The sequence below is a fragment of the Mesorhizobium sp. WSM4306 genome (genome assembly GCF_007003975.1).
GTDB lineage: Bacteria > Pseudomonadota > Alphaproteobacteria > Rhizobiales > Rhizobiaceae > Mesorhizobium.
The window spans coordinates 90,253-108,771 of record NZ_VFTC01000013.1 but is presented as its reverse complement, the minus strand read 5'-3'; the positions used below and the strand labels follow the sequence as shown (position 1 = coordinate 108,771).

Genomic DNA, 18,519 nt, shown 5'->3' with positions numbered 1-18,519 from the left:
GGGGAGAGGTGGCGCCGCGAAGCGGCGACGGAGTGGGGGAACCACTTGGCAACCGCCGCAACGGACATAGGAAAGAGGACCACGCGCAAGCATCGTCTTGACCCGCGCCAGGGTCGACCCCCACTCCGTCGAGCTGCGCTCGACACCTCTCCCCCGATCGACGGGGGAGAGGAAGGGTGCCAAGCTATCCGAGCCGGCGTATGTCTTCAAAAACAAAGGCTCCCTTCCGAAGACAACAGCGTGATCTCCCCCCTTGCGGGGGAGATGTCCGGCAGGACAGAGGGGGGTGTGAAGGATCGCAACGTCCGACCATTCTTTCTCCTTCTCGTCATTTCAGCCTTCACCTCAGTCTCACCCACCCCCGCCTTCGCGCACGCCTCCGATCGGGGCCACGTCCTGCTCCTCCCCACCGGCTACTACATCGCCGGCGGTGCACTTGCCGTCGCCGTCAGCTTCCTCGTCCTGGCTTTGCTGCCACCGGATGCTCTCGACCGCTTCTGGCGCCGTCGCTTGCAACTTTTCACATTCAGCGACGCCCCTCGCACAATCGTCAGCCTCATTTCTTTTGCCGGCTTTGCAATCCTCATCGCAGCCGGCCTGTTCGGCAGCCGCGACCCACTCTCCAACCCGCTTCCCTCAACCATCTGGACCCTGCTCTGGGTCGGCCTCGCCATCGCGCAAGGCCTGTTCGGCGATCTCTGGTCGTGGCTGAACCCATGGTACGGCCCATGGCGCATCGTCACCCGCCTGATTGGCCAGTGCGATGCCCAAGCGCAGGAAACGCGCCTTCCCGCATGGCTCGGCTGCTGGCCGGCCGTCATCCTGTTCTTCGCCTTTGCCTGGTTCGAGCTGATCGACCCGGCGCCCGACGATCCCGCGCGGCTGGCTTATACCGCCGGCTTCTATTGGTTGGTCACCTTCATCGCGATGCTCGCCTTCGGCTACTCGTGCTGGAGCCGGCGCGGCGAATTCCTGACGATCTTTTTTGCCATGGTGGCGCGCTTTGCCCTGCTTGAGCGCGACGAGGCGGGCGGGCTCAATCTTTGCTGGTCCGGTGCGAAACTACTCGCCGCCACGCCTTTGCCGGCAAGCGGCATCGCCTTTCTGCTGCTGGCGCTGTCGTCGGTGTCCTTCGACGGCCTGTCCAAAACCTTCTTCTGGCTCGGTCTGTTCGGCATCAATCCGCTGGAGTATCCCGGCCGCACCGCGCTGATCGGCATCGGCAGCTTCGGACTTGTGCTCACCTTCGTGCTGCTGGCGGCTGCATTCATGTTGGCCGTCATCCTCGGCCAGCGTCTCGCGGGCAGCCGGCATTCCCTCGGCGAGGCCGCTGGCCTGCTCGTCTGGTCGATCGTGCCGATCGCGCTTGCCTATCATGTCGCGCACTATCTGACGGCGCTGCTGGTCGACGGCCAGTATGCGGTGGCCTCTCTGTCCGACCCGTTCGCACTGGGCTGGAACCTGTTCGGCACCGCCGACATGCAGATCGAAGCCGGCATCGTCGCCGGCGCCGGCTCCGCCTGGTGGCTGTGGAATGTGCAGGCGGGCATCATTGTCGCCGGCCACATGCTGGCGGTACTTGTCGCCCATGGTCTGGCCTGGCGGCTGCACCCGGTTCCATCACGCGCCGCACTCACCCAGCTGCCGCTCACCGTGCTGATGATCGCCTACACGATCTTCGGCCTCTGGTTGCTTGCTACGCCGACAGCAGGATGAGAGAAGACGGTGGACATGCCAGCGCATGACCCCGAAAATCGGCTTCGATTTTCGGAAAGGATCATGCGCAAAACAACAAATGCTCCAGCGTCCTTTGCGCGTCCTGATGGACGCGCGGCGCTGGATGTGGAAAGCCCGCTTGCCAGGTCGAAGCTTTGGTGATTTAGTTTGTATACATGCGATTTTCGTCCCTTCCGCAAGGGGAGTGGCCTTGCCTCGTTACAGACAGTCAAAACTCAAAAACAGGGGAACTGCCGTGACTGACAAGAATGGGTTTTTCGATCTCTCCAAATCCGCGCTCTCTCGCCGCACGGCGCTAAAAGGTCTCGCCGCCGGTGCCGGCCTGACGCTCGCGCCAGGCTTTGTCCGCTACAGCCAGGCGCAGAGTTCGGCGCCGATCAAGATCGGCTTCCAGTCCCACCGCACCGGCATCGGCGCCGCCTATGGCCGCTGGTATGAAAAGACCAGCGCGGCCGCGGTCAAGGCGATCAACGATGCCGGCGGCATCAATGGCCGCCCGGTCGAACTGGTCATCGAGGATGACGGCACCGATCCCGGCCGTGGCGCCGAAGTGGTTGGCAAGTTCGCCACTCAACACAAGACCGACATCGTCTTCGGCACTTTGTTCTCGCATGTCGTGATCGGCTCGGCGCCCGCCGCCGGCGAAAACAAGATCCCGTATTTTGTCGTCAGCGAAGGCCACCACGTCGCCTCGACCAAGCTCAACCGCTACGTCTTCCAGCCCGGCATCACCGATGTGAAGAGCCAGATCCAGTCGATGGCGCCGTGGATCGCGGCCAATGCCGGCAAGAAGGTAACGCAGATATTCCCCGATTTCGCCTTCGGCTACGACCATCGCGACTACCTGCCGCCGGCGCTGAAGGCGCAAGGCGCCGAGGTCATCGCCCAGATCGCCATCCCGCCGACGGAATCCTCCTTTACCAAATATTTTCCGCAGATCCCGGCGGAAACCGAGGTGATCTACCACGTCATGGTCGGCCCGGCCGTGCTCACCTTCGTCAAGGAGCTCGGCGAGTTCTACGGCTCCAACCGGCCGCAACTGTTCGGCTTCATGGATTCGCTTGAAGCCACCGACATCAACAGCCCCGGCCTCGAATTTCTGGACGGCAGCCATTTCTGGGAAGGCTCGCCACGCTATGCCCAGGCCAATGACTCGGCCGCGCAAAAAGCCTACCGCGCTGCCGTCGGCATCGACGACAATGGCGCTGCCGTCGGCGACCCAAAGGACGTCTCCACGGCCTCGCATATGTTCGGTTGCTGGGAAACGCTCTATGTGGTCAAGAAGGCAATGGAAGACGCCGGCTACAAGGGTCCGGAAGACCGCGCCAAGCTGGTCGAGGCGACCGAAGCGCTGACCGAATTCGCCGAGGGGCCGGAGCATCCGCAGGGGCCAAAGACCTTCAACGGCAAGATCCACCAGTGCTTCGGCATCCAGAACATCTCCAAGGTCGAAGGCGGCAAGCTGAATGTCGTCCACAAGACCAAGATCGAGGACGGGCTGTACGAGGCCGAGGGGGATTATACGACGCAGGCGCTGTAGGCTTAGCCATTCCAGCAAGCGTGAGCCCCCAGGCACCCCCCTCTGTCCTGCCGGACATCTCCCCCGCAAGGGGGGAGATCAGCAGCATTTGCGACGGCATCTATTCTTTTGCTTCGGCAATTGGCGCAGGCAGTAGTGATATCCAATCTCCCCCCTTGCGGGGGAGATGGCCGGCAGGCCAGAGGGGGGTGCCTCGCGCATCCTTTTGTGCCTGACCATGCACTTTGGACCCCATCTCCTCCTCGCCGCCCTCGAAGGCCTCGTCACCTCCGCCGTGCTGGCGCTGACGGCGCTGGGCCTGTCGCTGGTGTTCGGCGTCATGCGCGTTGTCAACGTCGCTCATGGCGAGTTCTTCATGCTCGGCGCGGTGCTCACCTGGGCGATCTCGACGGCCATCCCCGGCCATCCCACGGTCGGCTTCCTCGCGGCATTGGTGATCGCGCCGCTGATCGTCGGTGCCATCGCGCTCGTCGCCGAGCGGCTGGTGCTGCGCCGGCTCAATTACAATCCGGAAGCCACCATCGTCGCCACCATCGGCATGCTCTACATCATCCAGCAGCTGGCCCTGAGCTTCTATGGCCCGGAAGCGCGCCCGGTCGAGCCGCCCTTCAGCTACCGCATCCTTTTGCCCTGGTTCGGCTATTCCGGCTACAAGCTGTCGATCATCGCCGCCTCCGCACTTCTGCTCGTCCTCACCTGGCTGGTGCTGACGCACACGAAGATCGGCCTCATCATGCGCGCCACCCAGTATGACAGCGAGACGGCGCAGGCCTTCGGCATTCCGGTCGACCGCGTCTATGCCGGCGTCTTTTCGCTCGGCGCCATGCTGGCCGCAGTCGCTGCGGTGCTGATCGTGCCGATCAGCCAGGCGCATTACCTGATGGGGCAGGACCCGCTGCTCTTATCCTTCATCGTCGTCATCATCGGCGGACTCGGCTCGCTGCGCGGCACCGTCGTCGCCGCTGTGCTGATCGGCCTCTCCGACGGCATCATCTCGGTGTTCTTCTCGCCGACTTTGGCCAAGATAATAGCCACGCTGCTGGTGGCCATGGTGCTGGTGTTCCGGCCGCAAGGCCTGTTCGGGACGGCATCGCGATGAGCGAAGCTTCGCCGGCAAAGGCCTATGCGCTGCATCTGGGCGTCATCGCGCTGCTCTTCGCGCTGAGCTTCGTCCTGCCGGAATACCATCACGGCCTGCTCGCCCGCATCATGGTTCTGGCGGCGTTTGCCATGGGCTACAACATGCTGTTCGGCTATGTCGGCCTGCTCAGCCTCGGCCATGCCATGTTCTTTGCCGCCGGGCTCTATGGGGCAGGTCTTGCCGTCATCCATCTCGGCTGGAACGTGCCGCTGGCCTTCCTCGCCGGCATCGCCTGCGGCGCGCTGCTTGCGCTGGCGATCGGCCTGCTGGCGCTGCGCACCAACGGCGTCGCTTTCATGATCGTGACCATGATGTTCGCGCAGGTGTTTTACCTCGTCATCCTCTATTTCGCCGCCTGGACCGGCGGCGACCAGGGCCTGGTCGTGCCGCAGCCGGCACGGGTTCTGAGCTTCGGCGCGACATCGCTCGACCTCACCAACCCAACCGTGCGCTACATGAGCGCGCTGGCGCTGTTCTCGGTCGTTCTGCTCGTGACGCTCGCCATCGTCCGCTCCCGCTACGGCCGCGTGCTCGTCGCCGTGCGCGAGAACGAGGAGCGCACGAAAATGCTCGGTTACGACACCTTCTCCAACAAGCTGATCGCCGTCGTCGTCTCCGGCACCATCTGCGCCGCCTCGGGTGCGGCCTATGCGCTGCTGTTCGGCTATGTCGGTTCGAGCTTCGCCTCGGTGCAGTATTCCATCCTGCCGCTGCTCTGGGTGCTGCTCGGCGGTGCCGCCACGACGCTGGGCGCCCTGATCGGCACGGTGTTCATGTACTATGTCATCGACATCGCCAGCGGCTACACCTCCGCCTATCTCTTGATCGTCGGCATCGCGCTTATCCTTTTGGTGCTGTTTTTTCCCAAAGGCATTTTGGGCACCATCCGCCAGCGCTGGCTTGGGTGGCTGCCATGATGCCGCTGCTGACCACCAAGGGCCTGTCGCGCAATTTCGGCGGTCTGCGCGCCGTCGACGGTGTCGATTTCCAGCTGATGCCGGGTGAAATCCGCGCCGTCATAGGCCCCAATGGCGCCGGTAAAACGACCTTCGTCAGCCTGATCAGCGGCCGCATCCAGCCATCCTCCGGCATGATCGTCTTCGACGGCGCCGACATCACCAGCCGGCCGGCCTATCTCAGGGTGCGCCAGGGGATCGCCTACACCTTCCAGATCACCAGCGTCTTTGCCAATTTGTCTGCCTACGACAATGTCGCGCTGCCGGTGCAGCGCACGCTGACCGACGGCCGCTCGAAGGGCGCCGTGCGCACCGGTGTCATGGCCGCGCTCGAACGCACCGGCTTAGCCGACCGCGCCCATATGCCGGCCGGTCAGCTCTCCTACGGCCATCAACGGCTGCTGGAAGTGGCGATGGGTCTGGCCCTGAAGCCGCGACTTCTGATTCTCGACGAGCCGACGCAAGGCCTGGCCGACAGCGAGATCGACAATTTCATCGAACTGGTGCGCGAGATCGCGAAAAGCGCCACCGTGCTCTTGATCGAGCACAATATGCCGGTCGTCATGCAACTGGCCGACCGCATCACCGTCTTCAACGCAGGCAGGATCCTCGCCGAAGGCACACCCGAGCAGGTCCGCGCCAACACCCAGGTGCAGGAAGCCTATCTGGGGACGGCGCCATGACCGAAGCCTCCACGAATGAAGCGCTGACCATCTCCGGGCTCGACTGCTTCTATGGCGAAGTTCAGGTGCTCTATGGCCTCGACCTTGTGCTCAACAAGGGCGAGGTGCTGTGCCTGTTCGGCCGCAACGGCGCCGGCAAGACAACGACGCTGAAGGCGATCATGGGGCTGGTCCCGTCGCGCGCCGGTTCGGTCAGGCTGGACGGCAAGGAACTGACCGGGCTGCCGGCGCATGAGGTGCCGAAGGCCGGCGTCGCCTATGTGCCGCAAGGCAGGCGGCTGTTCGCCGAGATGACGGTGGCGGAAAACATCGAGATCGGCCTGATGACGCGTGGCAAGGGCAAGGCCGTGCGGGAAAATGTCCTCGACCTTTTTCCATTGCTGCGCCAGCGGCTCAGGCAACGCTCCGGCACCTTGTCCGGCGGCGAACAGCAGATGCTGGCCATGGCCCGCGCGCTCTGCCTCGAACCGCAGGTGCTGTTGCTCGACGAGCCAACCGAAGGCCTGATGCCGTCGATGATCGCCAAGATCCGCGAAACGGTGGTGAAGCTGCGCGAACTTGGTGTCTCGACCATCCTGGTCGAGCAGCGCGTCGATGCCGTGCTGTCGGTCGCCGACCGCGTATGCTTCATCGAAAACGGCCGCAACCGCGAGACCGTCGACGTCGAGCAACTGCGCGCCGACCCGTCGGCGGTCAGGCGTTATGTAGGGGTGGGTTGATCAGCCGAAGAATAGGAACCCGGTGATCAAAAATACCGGCACCAGCACCAGCCCCGACCACGCCATATAGCCGAAGAAGCCAGGCATCTTCACGCCGCGATGCCGGGCGATGGCGTAGACCATGAAGTTCGGTGCGTTGCCGATATAGGTGTTGGCTCCCATGAACACGGCGCCGGCCGAAATCGCCGCCAGCGTCGAGGCGAACTCCGTCATCAGATGCTGCGGATCGCCGCCGGCCAGTTCGAAGAACACCAGATAGGTCGGCGCATTGTCGAGGAATGACGACAGCCCGCCGGCCAGCCAGAAATAGGCCAGATCGTTGGGCTGTCCGGTGGGCGAGGTGACCAGTGCGACCAAAGGCGCCAACGCGCCGTCGTGGCCGACGCGCAGAATGGCGATGACCGGCACGATACAGATGAAGATGCCGGCAAACAGTTTTGCCACTTCCGCGATCGGGCCCCAGGTGAAGCCGTTCGCCTTGCGATGGCTTTTGTAGGAGACAACAAGCGACAGCCCGGCCAATGCCAGAATAACGGCATCGCGCACCAGGTTCTGCAGTTCGAGGCTGACGCCGAGGATGGAGAAACTCACGCCCGGCTTCCAGGCTGCCGACAGCAGGATCGCGCCGATAACGCCGGCCAGCAGCGGCAAATTGGCGAGGCCGCGAAGGCGCACCTTCGTATCCGGCGTCGGATCCTTGATCTTCGGCATGCCGCCTTCGCGGCGGTGCAGCATGATGTCGATGGCCAGGAAGACGAGCAGCACCATGCCGCCGGTGAACAGCGTCTCGCGCCAGAGGTTGGCCGTCGTCCAGAAGAAGTCGACGCCGCGCAGGAAGCCGACGAACAAAGGTGGGTCGCCCAGGGGCGTCAGTGAACCGCCGATGTTGGACACCAGGAAAATGAAGAAGATGACGACATGGGCGTTGAATGGCCGGTTGTCATTAGCGCGCAGCATCGGCCGGATCAGGATCATCGAGGCGCCGGTGGTTCCGATCAGCGAGGCCAGCATCGCCCCGATCAGCAGCAGCCCGGCATTGACCAGCGGCGTGCCGTGGATGTTGCCGGCAACAAGGATGCCGCCCGAGATGGTGTAGAGCGCGAACAGAAGGATGATGAACGACATATATTCGGTGAGCAGCGTGTGCAGCACCGCCTCGGCCGCCAAAGACATGCCGAAACTTATCGCCAGCGGCACCACCACAAGTGCTGCCCAGGCGGCGGCGATCTTGCCGTAATGATGCTCCCAGACATGGTGGAACAGCAGCGGTCCGGTGGCGATCGACAGCAGCAGTCCGGCAAACGGCAGCCCCCACCACAGTGACATTGTGGCACCCGGCAATTCGTGGGTTTCCGACGCGAAAGCCAGTTCGGGAAACAGGAGAATGGCGACGGTCAAGGTGCCAGCCACCAAAACTGCCAACGATCGTGTGAAACTCCCCCGACGCCTCACGGTCAGTCCGAAGTCGGGTCTTCGAGCCTCACCCCGGCGTCGCGCATGCGCTTCAACATCGCCTCGACCGAGCCGTTGAGATCGATGCCGCGGCAGGCGTCGAGCCGCACCGTCGTCTTGAAGCCGTGCTTGACCGCATCGAGGGCCGAGAAGGCGACGCAGAAATCGGTTGCCAGGCCGACCAGCGTCACAGTGTCGATACCGCGCTCCTTGAGGTAGCCGGCGAGCCCGGTTGGCGTCTTGTGGTCGTTCTCGAAGAAAGCGGAGTAGCTGTCGATCGCAGGGCGAAACCCCTTGCGGATCACCAGCTCGGCCTTGGTCCAGGCGAGCCCCGAATGGAAGTCCGAGCCAAGGCTGCCCTGAATGCAATGGTCGGGCCATAGCGTCTGCGGCCCGTAGGGCATCTCGATCGCGCTGAAAGGCTGCGCTCCCGGATGGCTGGAGGCAAAGCTCGAATGTCCGGCCGGGTGCCAGTCCTGCGTCAGTACGACATGCTCGGCGTGCCGGATCAGATCGTTGACCAGCGGCACGATCTCGTCGCCGCCGGCAACCGCCAGTGCGCCGCCGGGGCAGAAGTCGTTCTGCAGGTCGATGACAACAAGCGCTTCGTCGGCCATGGCGCCTCTCCTCTTTCTTCGTCTCGAGCGGGGATCGAGTGAAAAACGCCGCGGATGCGACCGGATGCAGAAACTTGACCAGATGGCGGCCTGCGTCAACCTCTGCAAGCGTAACAAATGCGTGGTGACCAGCTTCCCGCAAACTCCGGCTTTGACAATTTCCACCAGCTTGATATCATTTGCATACGAATGAATTTGACCAGATCGAATGCTTACGGGCTACCCATCTCGGGAAGGTCCAATCTTTGGGAAGGCCAATTTTCTTGGAAGGCAAAGCGTGATCCGTTACGCGAAACCCACCACGCTGGACGAGGCGCTCGCTCTGCTTGGCGAGGGCGCCTGGCGCGTGCTTGCCGGCGGCACCGATTTCTATCCGGCGCAAGGCGCCAAGCCGTTCCGCGACAATGTTCTCGACATCAATGGCCTGGCTTGCCTGCGCGGCATTGTAGAGACCGAAACCCATTGGATCTTGGGTGCCCGCACCACCTGGACCGATCTCCTCCGCCATCCCTTGCCGGCGGCATTCGATGCGCTGAAGCAGGCCGCGCGCGAGGTCGGCTCGGTGCAGATCCAGAATGTCGCGTCCATCGCCGGCAATCTCTGCAACGCCTCGCCGGCCGCCGACGGCGTGCCGGGTCTGCTGGTGCTGGACGCCGAGGTCGAACTGCGATCGGCGGCAGCGGCGCGTCATTTGCCGTTGCCGGATTTCATTCTCGGCAACCGACGCACGGCGCTGCTGCCGGGCGAACTGGTCACCGCCATCCGCATCCCGAAAACCGCTTCTGCCGGCAGCTCAGCGTTCGTCAAGCTTGGTGCGCGGCGTTATCTCGTCATTTCCATCGCCATGGTTGCGGCGCGCCTCGTTGTTAAGAATGCCACAGTCGCGGAAGCGGCCGTTTCCGTCGGCTCCTGTTCGGCTGTCGCCGCGCGGCTAGCCGGTGTGGAGGCCATGCTGCGTGGCAAGCCTGCCGGCCCGGCGCTCGCCGACGCGGTCATGTCCGCACCGATGGCCGAGCTGTCGCCGATCGCCGATGTGCGCGGCAGCGCCGAATACCGGCTCGATGCGGCGCGTGAGCTCGTCGCCCGCGCCGTGCTGGCAGCCTGCGGGTTGACGAACGACAACAGCATGGTGGCGGCATGAGCCAGGTTCGGTCTGAACTGATAGAAGCTCTGCCCGACCTCGTGTCGGGCATGGGCCTCGAGCGCGCCGATATCGCTTTCGCCGTCAATGGCGCCGCCGTCTCGGTCAACGTGCCGCCGCTGCGCCGGCTGTCGCAGGTGTTGCGCGACGAATTGCAGCTGACCGGCACCAAGGTCGGCTGCGACGCCGGCGATTGCGGCGCCTGCACGGTGCTGGTCGATGGCGACGCCGTCTGCGCCTGCCTGATGCCGGCTGCCTCCGCGGCCGGGACATCGGTGACGACCGTCGAAGGCCTCGCCAATGGCCGCCTGTCGGCGCTGCAGGCATCTTTCCTGGCGCATGGCGCGGCGCAATGCGGCATCTGCACGCCGGCCCTGCTGGTTGCGGGCACGGCGCTGCTGGAGATAAAGCCGAACCCGACCGAGGCCGAGGTGCAGGATGCGCTGGGCGGCATCCTCTGCCGCTGCACCGGCTACAGGAAGATCATCGCGGCGGTGATGGATGCCTCCCTGCAGGCAGCCAGCCTCGACTTCCGTCTGCCGCAGTCCGGTCATGCGATCGGCTCGTCGCCGGTCCGGCTCGACGGCGTGCCAAAGGTCACCGGCGGCGAGAAATTCGGTGGCGATTCCTTCCCCGCCGATGCGCTGGCGGTGCTGGTGGTCCGCTCGCCGCATTATCACGCCAGCTTCGCCTTCGGCGATCTCGACGGCTGGGCGAAGAAGCATCCCGGCATCGCCGGCGTCTTCACCGCCGCCGACATTCCGGGAAAGAACTGTTTCGGCGTCATCGGCCCGTTTGCCGACCAGCCGGCGCTGGCCGAAGGCTTTGCCCGTCTGCGCGGCGAGGCGGTGGCGCTGGTCGCCGGCGAGCGCGAGGCGATGCTCGATCTCGATTTGTCGGATTTCCCGATCCGCTGGACCGAACTGCCGCATTCTCTGCTGCCTGGTGACGCCCAGACCGAAGGTGCCGCGCTGATCCATGCCAACCGCCCGGACAATTTGTTGACCAAGGGCTTTGTCGAGCGCGGCGATCCCGAGGCTGCCCTTGCGGTTGCTGCCGTCACCGCCACCGGTACCATCGACACCTCCTATGTCGAGCACGCCTATATCGAGCCCGAAGCCGGCCATGCCTATATGGATGGCGACACGCTGGTTGTCGTCGCTTGCACCCAGGCGCCTTACATGGACCGCGACGACACGGCCAAAGTGCTTGGCCTTTCCGTCGACAAGGTGCGCATCGTGCCGACCGCCACCGGCGGCGGTTTTGGCTCGAAACTCGACGTTTCGCTGCAGCCGCTGATCGGCCTCGTGGCGCTGAAGACCGGCCGGCCGGCAGCACTCGCCTACACGCGCAACGAATCGATGATGTCGACCACCAAGCGCCACCCCTCCGAGATGAAGGCGACGATCGGGACAGATGCCGAGGGTCATGTCACCGGCATGGTCTTTGCCGGCGATTTCAACACCGGCGCCTATGCCAGCTGGGGTCCGACCGTCGCCAACCGCGTGCCCGTGCACGCCTCCGGCCCCTATGCGACGCCGAACTACCGGGCCGAGGGCCGCGCCATCCACACCCACGGGCCGATCTCCGGCGCCTTCCGCGGCTTCGGCGTGCCGCAGGCGACGATCATGCAGGAGACGCTCTATGATGAGCTCGCCGGCAAATTGGGCATGGATCGGCTCGATTTCCGCTTGAAAAACTGCCTTCGGAACGGATCCGAAACGGTTACCGGGCAGAGGCTGGAGTCGGGAGTCGGTATTTTCGAATGCCTCGACGCTTTGCGGCCGCATTGGGCGCGCGCGACGGCCGATGCAGTTACATTCAATTCCTCCAATACGAGCAAAAAGCGCGGCGTCGGCATCGCCTCCTGCTGGTATGGCTGCGGTAACACTTCGTTGCCCAATCCGTCGACCATAAGGGTCGGCATTGCGCCATCCGGCGAGGTCATCCTGCATCAGGGCGCCGTCGACATCGGCCAGGGCTCCAACACCGTCATCACCCAGATCTGCGCCGACGCGCTCGGCCTGCCGTTGGAAAGATTCCGGCTGAAGAGCGCCGACACCGCGATCAGCCCCGACGCCGGCAAAACATCGGCCTCGCGCCAGACTTTTGTGACCGGCAAGGCGGCCGAGAAGGCCGGCCGTGCCTTGCGCGAAAAGATCCTGCGCTTTGCCAATGTCTCGGAGAACGCTGCCCTGCAACTGGATGGCCCGGCGATCGTCATCCGCGAAGGCGAAGCCACGCGCCGCATCGATCTCGCTGCCCTCGATGTGGATGCTGACGGTTTCGTCTTCCGCGCCGAGGAGACCTACGATCCGCCGACGCTGCCGCTCGATGCCAAGGGCCAGGGCAAACCTTACGCGCTCTACGGCTATGGCGCGCAGATCGCCGAACTCGAAGTGGATCTCAAGCTGGGCACAGTGAAGCTGTTGAAAATCACCGCCGCGCACGATGTCGGCAAGGCGATCAATCCGCTGCTGGTCGAGGGGCAGATCGAAGGCGGTATCGCGCAAGGCATCGGCATGGCGCTGATGGAGGAATACATCCCCGGCCGTACCGAGAATTTGCACGACTATCTCATCCCGACCATCGGCGACGTGCCGCCGATCGAGCACATCCTGATCGAGGTTCCCGATCCGGAAGGCCCGTTCGGCGCCAAGGGCCTGGGTGAGCATGTCCTGATCCCGACCGCGCCGGCGATCCTCAACGCCATCCGCCACGCCACTGGCGTTCTCATCACCAAGGTCCCGGCGACGCCGACGCGCATCCGCGCTGGCATCCGCGAAAAAGATGGCATCCGCGACAAGGAGGCACGCGCATGAGCGAGCTTGCCGAACGCTTCGAAACCCACGATCCCGGCGAGAAGCTGGTGGCGGAAAAGATCCGCTGCGATGCCTGTCCGGTGATGTGCTATATCGCCGAGGGCCGCACCGGCGCCTGCGACCGCTACGGCAACTCAGGCGGCCGCATCGTGCGCATGGACCCGCTGACCATTCTGGACCACGCGGCCGAGAGCGGCGCCGCCGTCGTGCCTTTCACGGCCGAAGGCGAGGAATGGGACGGCGAACTCGTCAACACCGGCCGCCGCTTCGTCACGGCAATAGGGGCCGGCACCACCTATCCCGACTACAAGCCGGCGCCGTTTATCGTCAGCCAGGAGGTCGAGGGCGTCGATCTGGTGACCGTGGTCACCGAGGGCATTTTTTCGTACTGCGGCGTCAAGGTGAAGATCGACACCGACCGCCATCTCGGTCCCGAGAGGGCAATCGTGCGCTCGCAAGGCGAAGCGATCGGCCATGTCACCACAGGGGAATACGGCTCGCAGATGCTGTCGCTCGGCGGCGTGCATCATCTGACCGGCGGCTCCAAGTCGGAGGGACGCGCCACCTGTGACGCGATGCTCAATCTGTGCAACCGCAAGCCGGTGGAACTGACCATCGACGGCGGCGCCACCATCATCGTCGAAGCCGGCAAACCACCTGTCATCGACGGCAAGCAGGAACACCGCATGCGGGTCGGCTGCGGCTCGGCGACCATCGGCATGTTCGCCACGCAATGGCGCGGCCTGGTCGACGAGGTCGTGGTGGTCGACGACCACATCACTGGCGTTGTGTCGGAACATCAGGCCGGCAAGGTGCTGGGCTGGCAGGAAACCGGCATCAAAATCATCGGCCGCCGCTCGACGCCGGGCCGCTACTTCAAAGTGTCCGAGCCCGGCCTCGGCTGGGGCGGCACCTCGATTTCCGACCCGCTGTCGATCCTCGGCGAGTGGAACGCCAAGAAAGGTGCGCGCCCGGGCCTGTCGCTGCTGATGGTGTCGACCACCGGCGAGCAGTTCGCATACTACGAACTGGATGACGATCTGAAGCCTGTGGAAAAGCCGTTCCCGGAACGGCTGCAGAAATCGGTCGGCCTGATCGAGGACAATTGCGAGCCGGCTTTGTGCACCGTGCTTTTCATCGGCGGCGCAGGCGGTTCGCTGCGCGCCGGCGTCACCGAAAACCCGGTCAATCTCACCCGCTCGGTGCAAGGCCTGAAGACCTATGTGACGGTCGGCGGCGCGCCGGTCTATGTCTGGCCGGGCGGCGGCATCACGCTGATGGTCGATGTCACCCGGGTGCCGGAAGGCGCCTTCGGTTATGTGCCGACGCCGGCGTTGGTGGCGCCGATCGAATTCACCTTGCGCCGCGACGACTATGTCAGGCTGGGTGGATATGAGGCCGAAATACGCAGCGTCGACGACATCGTCGCCAAGGGCGGCGAATACCTCAATCCGCGCCGCGGCACAGGCGCCGAGGCCCAAAATCCTTGGCCGCCGCTGGCGCAGTTGCGCCGCGCCGGTTCGAATGGGGCTGGGTGATGCAAGGCCCGCAAGTAACCTGGCTGCAGGACGGCAAGCGGCTGCACCTCAACCACGGGCCGATCGACCTCATCGTCGAGGCCTTCGGCGAGGCGGATGAGTGTCGTGCCGCCTACGACCAGGCGGTCGCGCGCTTCCAGACGATCCTGATCGAGTTGGTCGAGGAGCTTCCCGAATTGCGCCTCCCCGCATTTTTCCTGGCGCCGCGCGCCTTCGCCGGCCCGACGGCGCGCCGCATGGAAGCAGCCGTCATGCCCTTGGCGGAATGCTTCATCACGCCGATGGCCGCCGTTGCCGGATCGGTAGCCGACGAAATGCTCGCCGCACTGCTTGCCGGCCGCAAGCTCGATCGCGCCTATGTCAACAATGGCGGCGACAGCGCGCTCCATATCGGCAAGGGCCAGTCGATGAACCTTGCGATCGCCGGCACCGGCAACGGTATGGCCGACCGCATCACCATTCGCTCGGCAGACGGTGTGCGCGGCGTCGCCACCAGCGGCTGGCGCGGCCGCTCCTTCTCGCTTGGCATTGCCGACGCCGTCACGGTGCTGGCACGCACGGGCGCCGAGGCCGATGCGGCGGCGACCCTTATTGCCAACGCTGTCGACCTGCCGGGCAATCCCGCCATCAAGCGCGTTCCCGCACAGGAACTCTCGCCTGACAGCGATCTCGGCACGCGGCTGGTGACGCAAGCCGTCGGCACGCTTGCCCTTGGTGACGTGGAGCGGGCGCTGGACAATGGTCTTGGCGTCGCCGAAGATTTTCGCCGGCGCGGCCTGATTGCCGCATCGGCGCTGTTTCTTGGCGGCGAGACCCGCATCAGTGGTTCCATGGCGCTTGCTGCGCCCAACAAAAGTCCAGGGAAGGAAGTTGCCCATGCCTGAGTTTCCGATCCGCAAGATCGCGGTTCTGACCGAAGAGATCTTTCACGATGGCGGGCCGCTCGCGGCCGCGCCGCGCCGCCGCGCCGCCGCGGTGGCGCTGGTCAAGAACCCGTTCGCCGGGCGTTACGTGGAAGAACTGCAGAGCGCCATGGACGATCTGAAACCGCTTGGCCTGCTGCTCACTGACAAGCTCATTGCCGCATTGGGCGGTGACATCAAGCAGATCGACGCCTACGGCAAGGGCACGATCGTCGGCTCGGCGGGTGAGCTCGAACATGGCGCGCTCTGGCATGTGCCGGGCGGCTATGCCATGCGCGAGCGGCTCGGCGACGCCAAGGCGATTGTGCCGTCGGCAACCAAGGTCGGCGCCTTCGGCTCGCGGCTGGACGTACCGCTTGGTCACACCAACGCCGCCTATGTGCGCAGCCATTTCGACGCCATGGAAGTCGGCCTCAGCGACGGGCCGCGCCCCGACGAAATCCTGTTCTGCCTCGCCATGAGCTGCGGTCCGCGCGTGCATGACCGCATGGGTGGCCTGGCGGTTGGCGATATCAAGGCCTGGGATGGCTTACGATGAGCGGCGGGGAGCTCAAGCTGGTCGAGGTCGACGAGCCCGACGATCATGATTACCGGCTGCAAGAGCAGGTAGGCTTCATCCTGCGCAAGGCGCACCAGCGCCATGTCTCGATCTTTGCCTCGCAGATCGGCGACCTGACGCCGCCGCAATTCGCAGCGCTCGCCAAGCTGCACGATGTCGGCGAGACCTCGCAGAACCAGTTGGGAACGCTGATCGCCATGGATGCGGCGACGGTCAAGGGCGTCATCGACCGGCTGAAAGCGCGTGGGCTGGTCGATCTCACCAAGCACGAAGTCGACAAAAGGCGGCTGCTGGTCAATCTGACGCCGGAAGGACGCGAGGCGATCGAACGGTTGATCCCGCTGGCACGCGCCATCACCCAGGAAACGCTGGCGCCGCTGACCGCCAAGGAGGCGGCGACGTTCATGCGGCTGCTGGCGAAACTCGCCTAAGCAATTCCAGGAAAAGTGCGAAGCGGTTTTCCCGGGAAAAGCGCGTAGCGCTTTCCCTTGGGAATTGCGTCAAACAAAGAAATTTCAAGCGCGCAGCCGCGCGCCTTCCGGATCGAAGAACGGCATCGGCGCCACCACCGCGCGTGTCGGCTTGCCGTCGATGTCGATGCTGAGTTCGGCGCCGATGGTGGTGAACGGCAGCCGCAGATGCGCGGTCGCCAACACCTTTCCCACGGAATAGCCGTGGTCGCTGTAGGTGACGACCCCAACATCCTCGCCATCGGTCGTCACCCGGGCGTCCGTCGCGGCAGGCTTGTCGCCGTCCAGGATCAGCCCGGTCCAGCGGTCGTCCAATCCCTTGTCGCGCACCTCCATCAGCGCTTCGCGGCCGATGAACTCGCCCTTGTCGAATTTGATAAAGCGGTCGAGGCCGACATTGAACGGCGTGCGGCTCTCGTCCATGTCGATGCCATGCGCCGGATAGGCTTTCTCCAGCCCGAGCGTGAACATCGCCAGCACACCGTACGGTTTAAGTCCAAAATCGCTGCCAGCGCGCATCAGCATATCCCAGACAGAAGCTGCTTCGTCGGCCGGCACGAACAGTTCGAAGCCGAGTTCGCCGGTCACGCCCGTGCGCGAGATCAGCACCTTGGTCTCGCCGACGCGCCCTGAAGTGAATGCCCAGCGCTTCAGCCCGTTGAGATCGGCATCCGAGACCAGCGCCTGCAGAAGCGCGCGCGAACGTGGGCCCTGTATGGTCGGGAAGGCCACGGCCGCGGTGATGTCGGTGACATAGGCCTTTCGCGCTTCGGCATGATGGTGCAGCCAGGGCAGTATCTTCAGCCGGTTGACCGAGCCGGTCACCAGCATGAAATGCTCCGGACCCAGCCGGAACACGGTAAGGTCGTCCATGACGCCGCCATCCTCGCGGCAGACGGTGGAATAGCGGACCTGGCCGGGCTTCATCGCGGCCGCATCGTTGACGATGACGTGGTTGACCAGCGCCTCCGCCTCCGGCCCCTTGATGTCCATCTTGCCCATGGTGCTGAGGTCCTGCACGCCGACATTCTTGCGCGTGTTCAAGTGCTCGTCGGCAATGCCGGAATAGTATTTGGCCGAGACGAACTCGCCGCCGACCCGGCCCATCGTGGCGCCGAGCCCAACGATGCTGTTGTAGAAGGGGGAGCGCCGCTCAACCAAGAAAGTTCTCCGTCATTCATGAAAAACGGCAGCGCCTGATGGCGCCGCCGAAGTCAGATCGGGTCAGGAATTAACTTCCGTAGACGTCGAACGAAAAGTAGTTGTCGTTGATTTCCTTGTACTTGCCGTTGGCGCGCAGAGCGTCGATGGCGGCATTGAACTTGTCGGCCAGTTCCTTGTTGCCCTTCTGCAGCGCAATGCCGACGCCCGGCCCGTGAATGGCCGGATCGGCGGTCAGCGTGCCGAGCAGCTTGCAGCAGGCGCCGTCCGGCTTCTTCAGCCATTCGGTCAGGATAATCGAGCCGTCCATCATCGCGTCGAGGCAGCCATTGGCCATGTCGGTGCGGGCGTCGTCGCCGGTCGGATAGGCCTTGACGGTCGAGCCGGAGTATTTCTTCTCGGCGAAATTCTGGTGGATGGTGGCGCTCTGCACGCCCAGCGCCTTGCCCTTCAGATCGTCCGGCGAATGCCGGCAATGGTCGAATCCTTCGGCACGGCGATGGCCGGCGGCGTCTGGTAATATTTGTGGGTGAACTCGACCTTCTCGGCGCGCTCCGGCGTGATGGTGATGTTGATGATGGCATCGAACTTGCCGGCCTGCAGAGCCGGAATGGAACCATCGAAATCCTGCACGGAGAATTCGCACTCGGCCTTCATTTCGGCGCACAGCGCCTTGCCGAGGTCGATGTCGAAACCGCCCAACGAGCCGTCCGAATTGGCGTAGTTGAAGGGCGGATAGGCGCCCTCGGTGCCGATCCTGAGTTTCTCGGCAGAGGCCGCACCCGTGAGCAGCAGGGCGGCGGAAGCGGCAAGCACGAAACGACCGAAAAGACCCATGTTCCTGATCTCCGTTGACTAAAGCAATTCCAGGGAAAGTGTGGGCGGTTTCCCGTCCGGAATTGCGCAAAAACAAGATAGAAGTCTATGGTCTTTTGCGGGCTTCACGGAGACGGAAACGACGTGCTCTGCGGCGATCACGGCGCGGCAAGCCGTCCTTCGCCAGGAAATCTTACTGTGATCTAAATTACAGACCGATCATGGACATAGGCGCATGCTCAGC

The 18,519-nt window shown here is 64.1% G+C and carries 15 protein-coding genes and 1 pseudogene; 12 read left to right on the top strand and 4 right to left on the bottom strand.

The window, feature by feature from the left end; translation table 11 throughout:
- The first annotated feature begins 45 nt into the window (after positions 1 to 45).
- From FJV77_RS17035 to FJV77_RS17005, 6 genes are all read left to right on the top strand, one after another.
- Positions 46 to 1,716 (top strand): hypothetical protein, encoded by a 1,671-nt coding sequence (locus FJV77_RS17035; RefSeq protein WP_246691290.1) that lies wholly within the window; start codon positions 46 to 48, stop codon positions 1,714 to 1,716.
- A gap of 256 nt (positions 1,717 to 1,972) precedes the next feature.
- On the top strand, positions 1,973 to 3,277 hold the full coding sequence (locus FJV77_RS17030; RefSeq protein WP_142867939.1) for an ABC transporter substrate-binding protein: 1,305 nt from the start codon (positions 1,973 to 1,975) through the stop codon (positions 3,275 to 3,277).
- 217 nt (positions 3,278 to 3,494) lie between these two features.
- On the top strand, positions 3,495 to 4,376 hold the full coding sequence (locus FJV77_RS17020; RefSeq protein WP_142867938.1) for a branched-chain amino acid ABC transporter permease: 882 nt from the start codon (positions 3,495 to 3,497) through the stop codon (positions 4,374 to 4,376).
- A complete protein-coding gene (locus FJV77_RS17015; protein ID WP_142867937.1) occupies positions 4,373 to 5,335 on the top strand; it encodes a branched-chain amino acid ABC transporter permease in 963 nt (320 codons plus the stop codon). The genes FJV77_RS17020 and FJV77_RS17015 overlap by 4 nt, the downstream gene beginning before the upstream one ends.
- Positions 5,332 to 6,057: an ABC transporter ATP-binding protein gene (locus FJV77_RS17010; RefSeq protein WP_142867936.1), complete on the top strand. Its 726-nt coding sequence runs from the start codon at positions 5,332 to 5,334 to the stop codon at positions 6,055 to 6,057. The genes FJV77_RS17015 and FJV77_RS17010 overlap by 4 nt, the downstream gene beginning before the upstream one ends.
- Positions 6,054 to 6,776, top strand: a complete 723-nt coding sequence (locus tag FJV77_RS17005; RefSeq protein ID WP_142867935.1) for an ABC transporter ATP-binding protein — start codon at positions 6,054 to 6,056, stop codon at positions 6,774 to 6,776. Before FJV77_RS17010 ends, FJV77_RS17005 begins: the two co-directional genes overlap by 4 nt.
- On the opposite strand, the gene FJV77_RS17000 is transcribed toward FJV77_RS17005, so the two are convergent.
- On the bottom strand, positions 6,777 to 8,189 hold the full coding sequence (locus FJV77_RS17000) for a sodium:proton antiporter (RefSeq protein ID WP_246691294.1): 1,413 nt from the start codon (positions 8,187 to 8,189) through the stop codon (positions 6,777 to 6,779).
- Between the two features lie 41 nt (positions 8,190 to 8,230).
- Positions 8,231 to 8,845, bottom strand: coding sequence for a bifunctional nicotinamidase/pyrazinamidase (gene pncA / locus FJV77_RS16995; protein ID WP_142867933.1), 615 nt, complete (start codon positions 8,843 to 8,845; stop codon positions 8,231 to 8,233).
- A gap of 277 nt (positions 8,846 to 9,122) precedes the next feature.
- On the opposite strand from pncA, the gene FJV77_RS16990 reads away from it, so the two are divergent.
- The 6 genes from FJV77_RS16990 to FJV77_RS16965 are packed head-to-tail and all read left to right on the top strand — an operon-like array spanning position 9,123 to position 16,259.
- Positions 9,123 to 9,986 carry a xanthine dehydrogenase family protein subunit M gene (locus FJV77_RS16990; protein ID WP_142867932.1) on the top strand — a complete coding sequence of 288 codons (864 nt, stop codon included), beginning with the start codon at positions 9,123 to 9,125 and terminating at the stop codon, positions 9,984 to 9,986.
- Entirely contained in the window at positions 9,983 to 12,808 is a 2,826-nt protein-coding gene (locus FJV77_RS16985) for a molybdopterin-dependent oxidoreductase (RefSeq protein WP_142867931.1), read from the top strand. Before FJV77_RS16990 ends, FJV77_RS16985 begins: the two co-directional genes overlap by 4 nt.
- Positions 12,805 to 14,346, top strand: coding sequence for a 6-hydroxynicotinate reductase (locus FJV77_RS16980; protein WP_142867930.1), 1,542 nt, complete (start codon positions 12,805 to 12,807; stop codon positions 14,344 to 14,346). Before FJV77_RS16985 ends, FJV77_RS16980 begins: the two co-directional genes overlap by 4 nt.
- Positions 14,346 to 15,230 (top strand): UPF0280 family protein, encoded by an 885-nt coding sequence (locus FJV77_RS16975; protein ID WP_142867929.1) that lies wholly within the window; start codon positions 14,346 to 14,348, stop codon positions 15,228 to 15,230. The genes FJV77_RS16980 and FJV77_RS16975 overlap by 1 nt, the downstream gene beginning before the upstream one ends.
- Positions 15,223 to 15,807 (top strand): amino acid synthesis family protein, encoded by a 585-nt coding sequence (locus FJV77_RS16970; RefSeq protein ID WP_142867928.1) that lies wholly within the window; start codon positions 15,223 to 15,225, stop codon positions 15,805 to 15,807. The genes FJV77_RS16975 and FJV77_RS16970 overlap by 8 nt, the downstream gene beginning before the upstream one ends.
- Complete coding sequence (locus FJV77_RS16965) at positions 15,804 to 16,259, top strand: MarR family transcriptional regulator (RefSeq protein ID WP_142867927.1); 456 nt, start codon at positions 15,804 to 15,806, stop codon at positions 16,257 to 16,259. Before FJV77_RS16970 ends, FJV77_RS16965 begins: the two co-directional genes overlap by 4 nt.
- An 84-nt stretch (positions 16,260 to 16,343) precedes the next feature.
- On the opposite strand, the gene FJV77_RS16960 is transcribed toward FJV77_RS16965, so the two are convergent.
- Both FJV77_RS16960 and FJV77_RS16955 read right to left on the bottom strand, forming a co-directional pair.
- Complete coding sequence (locus FJV77_RS16960) at positions 16,344 to 17,459, bottom strand: aminomethyltransferase family protein (RefSeq protein ID WP_142867926.1); 1,116 nt, start codon at positions 17,457 to 17,459, stop codon at positions 16,344 to 16,346.
- Positions 17,460 to 17,529: 70 nt separating this feature from the next.
- Positions 17,530 to 18,296, bottom strand: a pseudogene (locus tag FJV77_RS16955) (ABC transporter substrate-binding protein).
- Positions 18,297 to 18,519 lie beyond the last annotated feature (223 nt).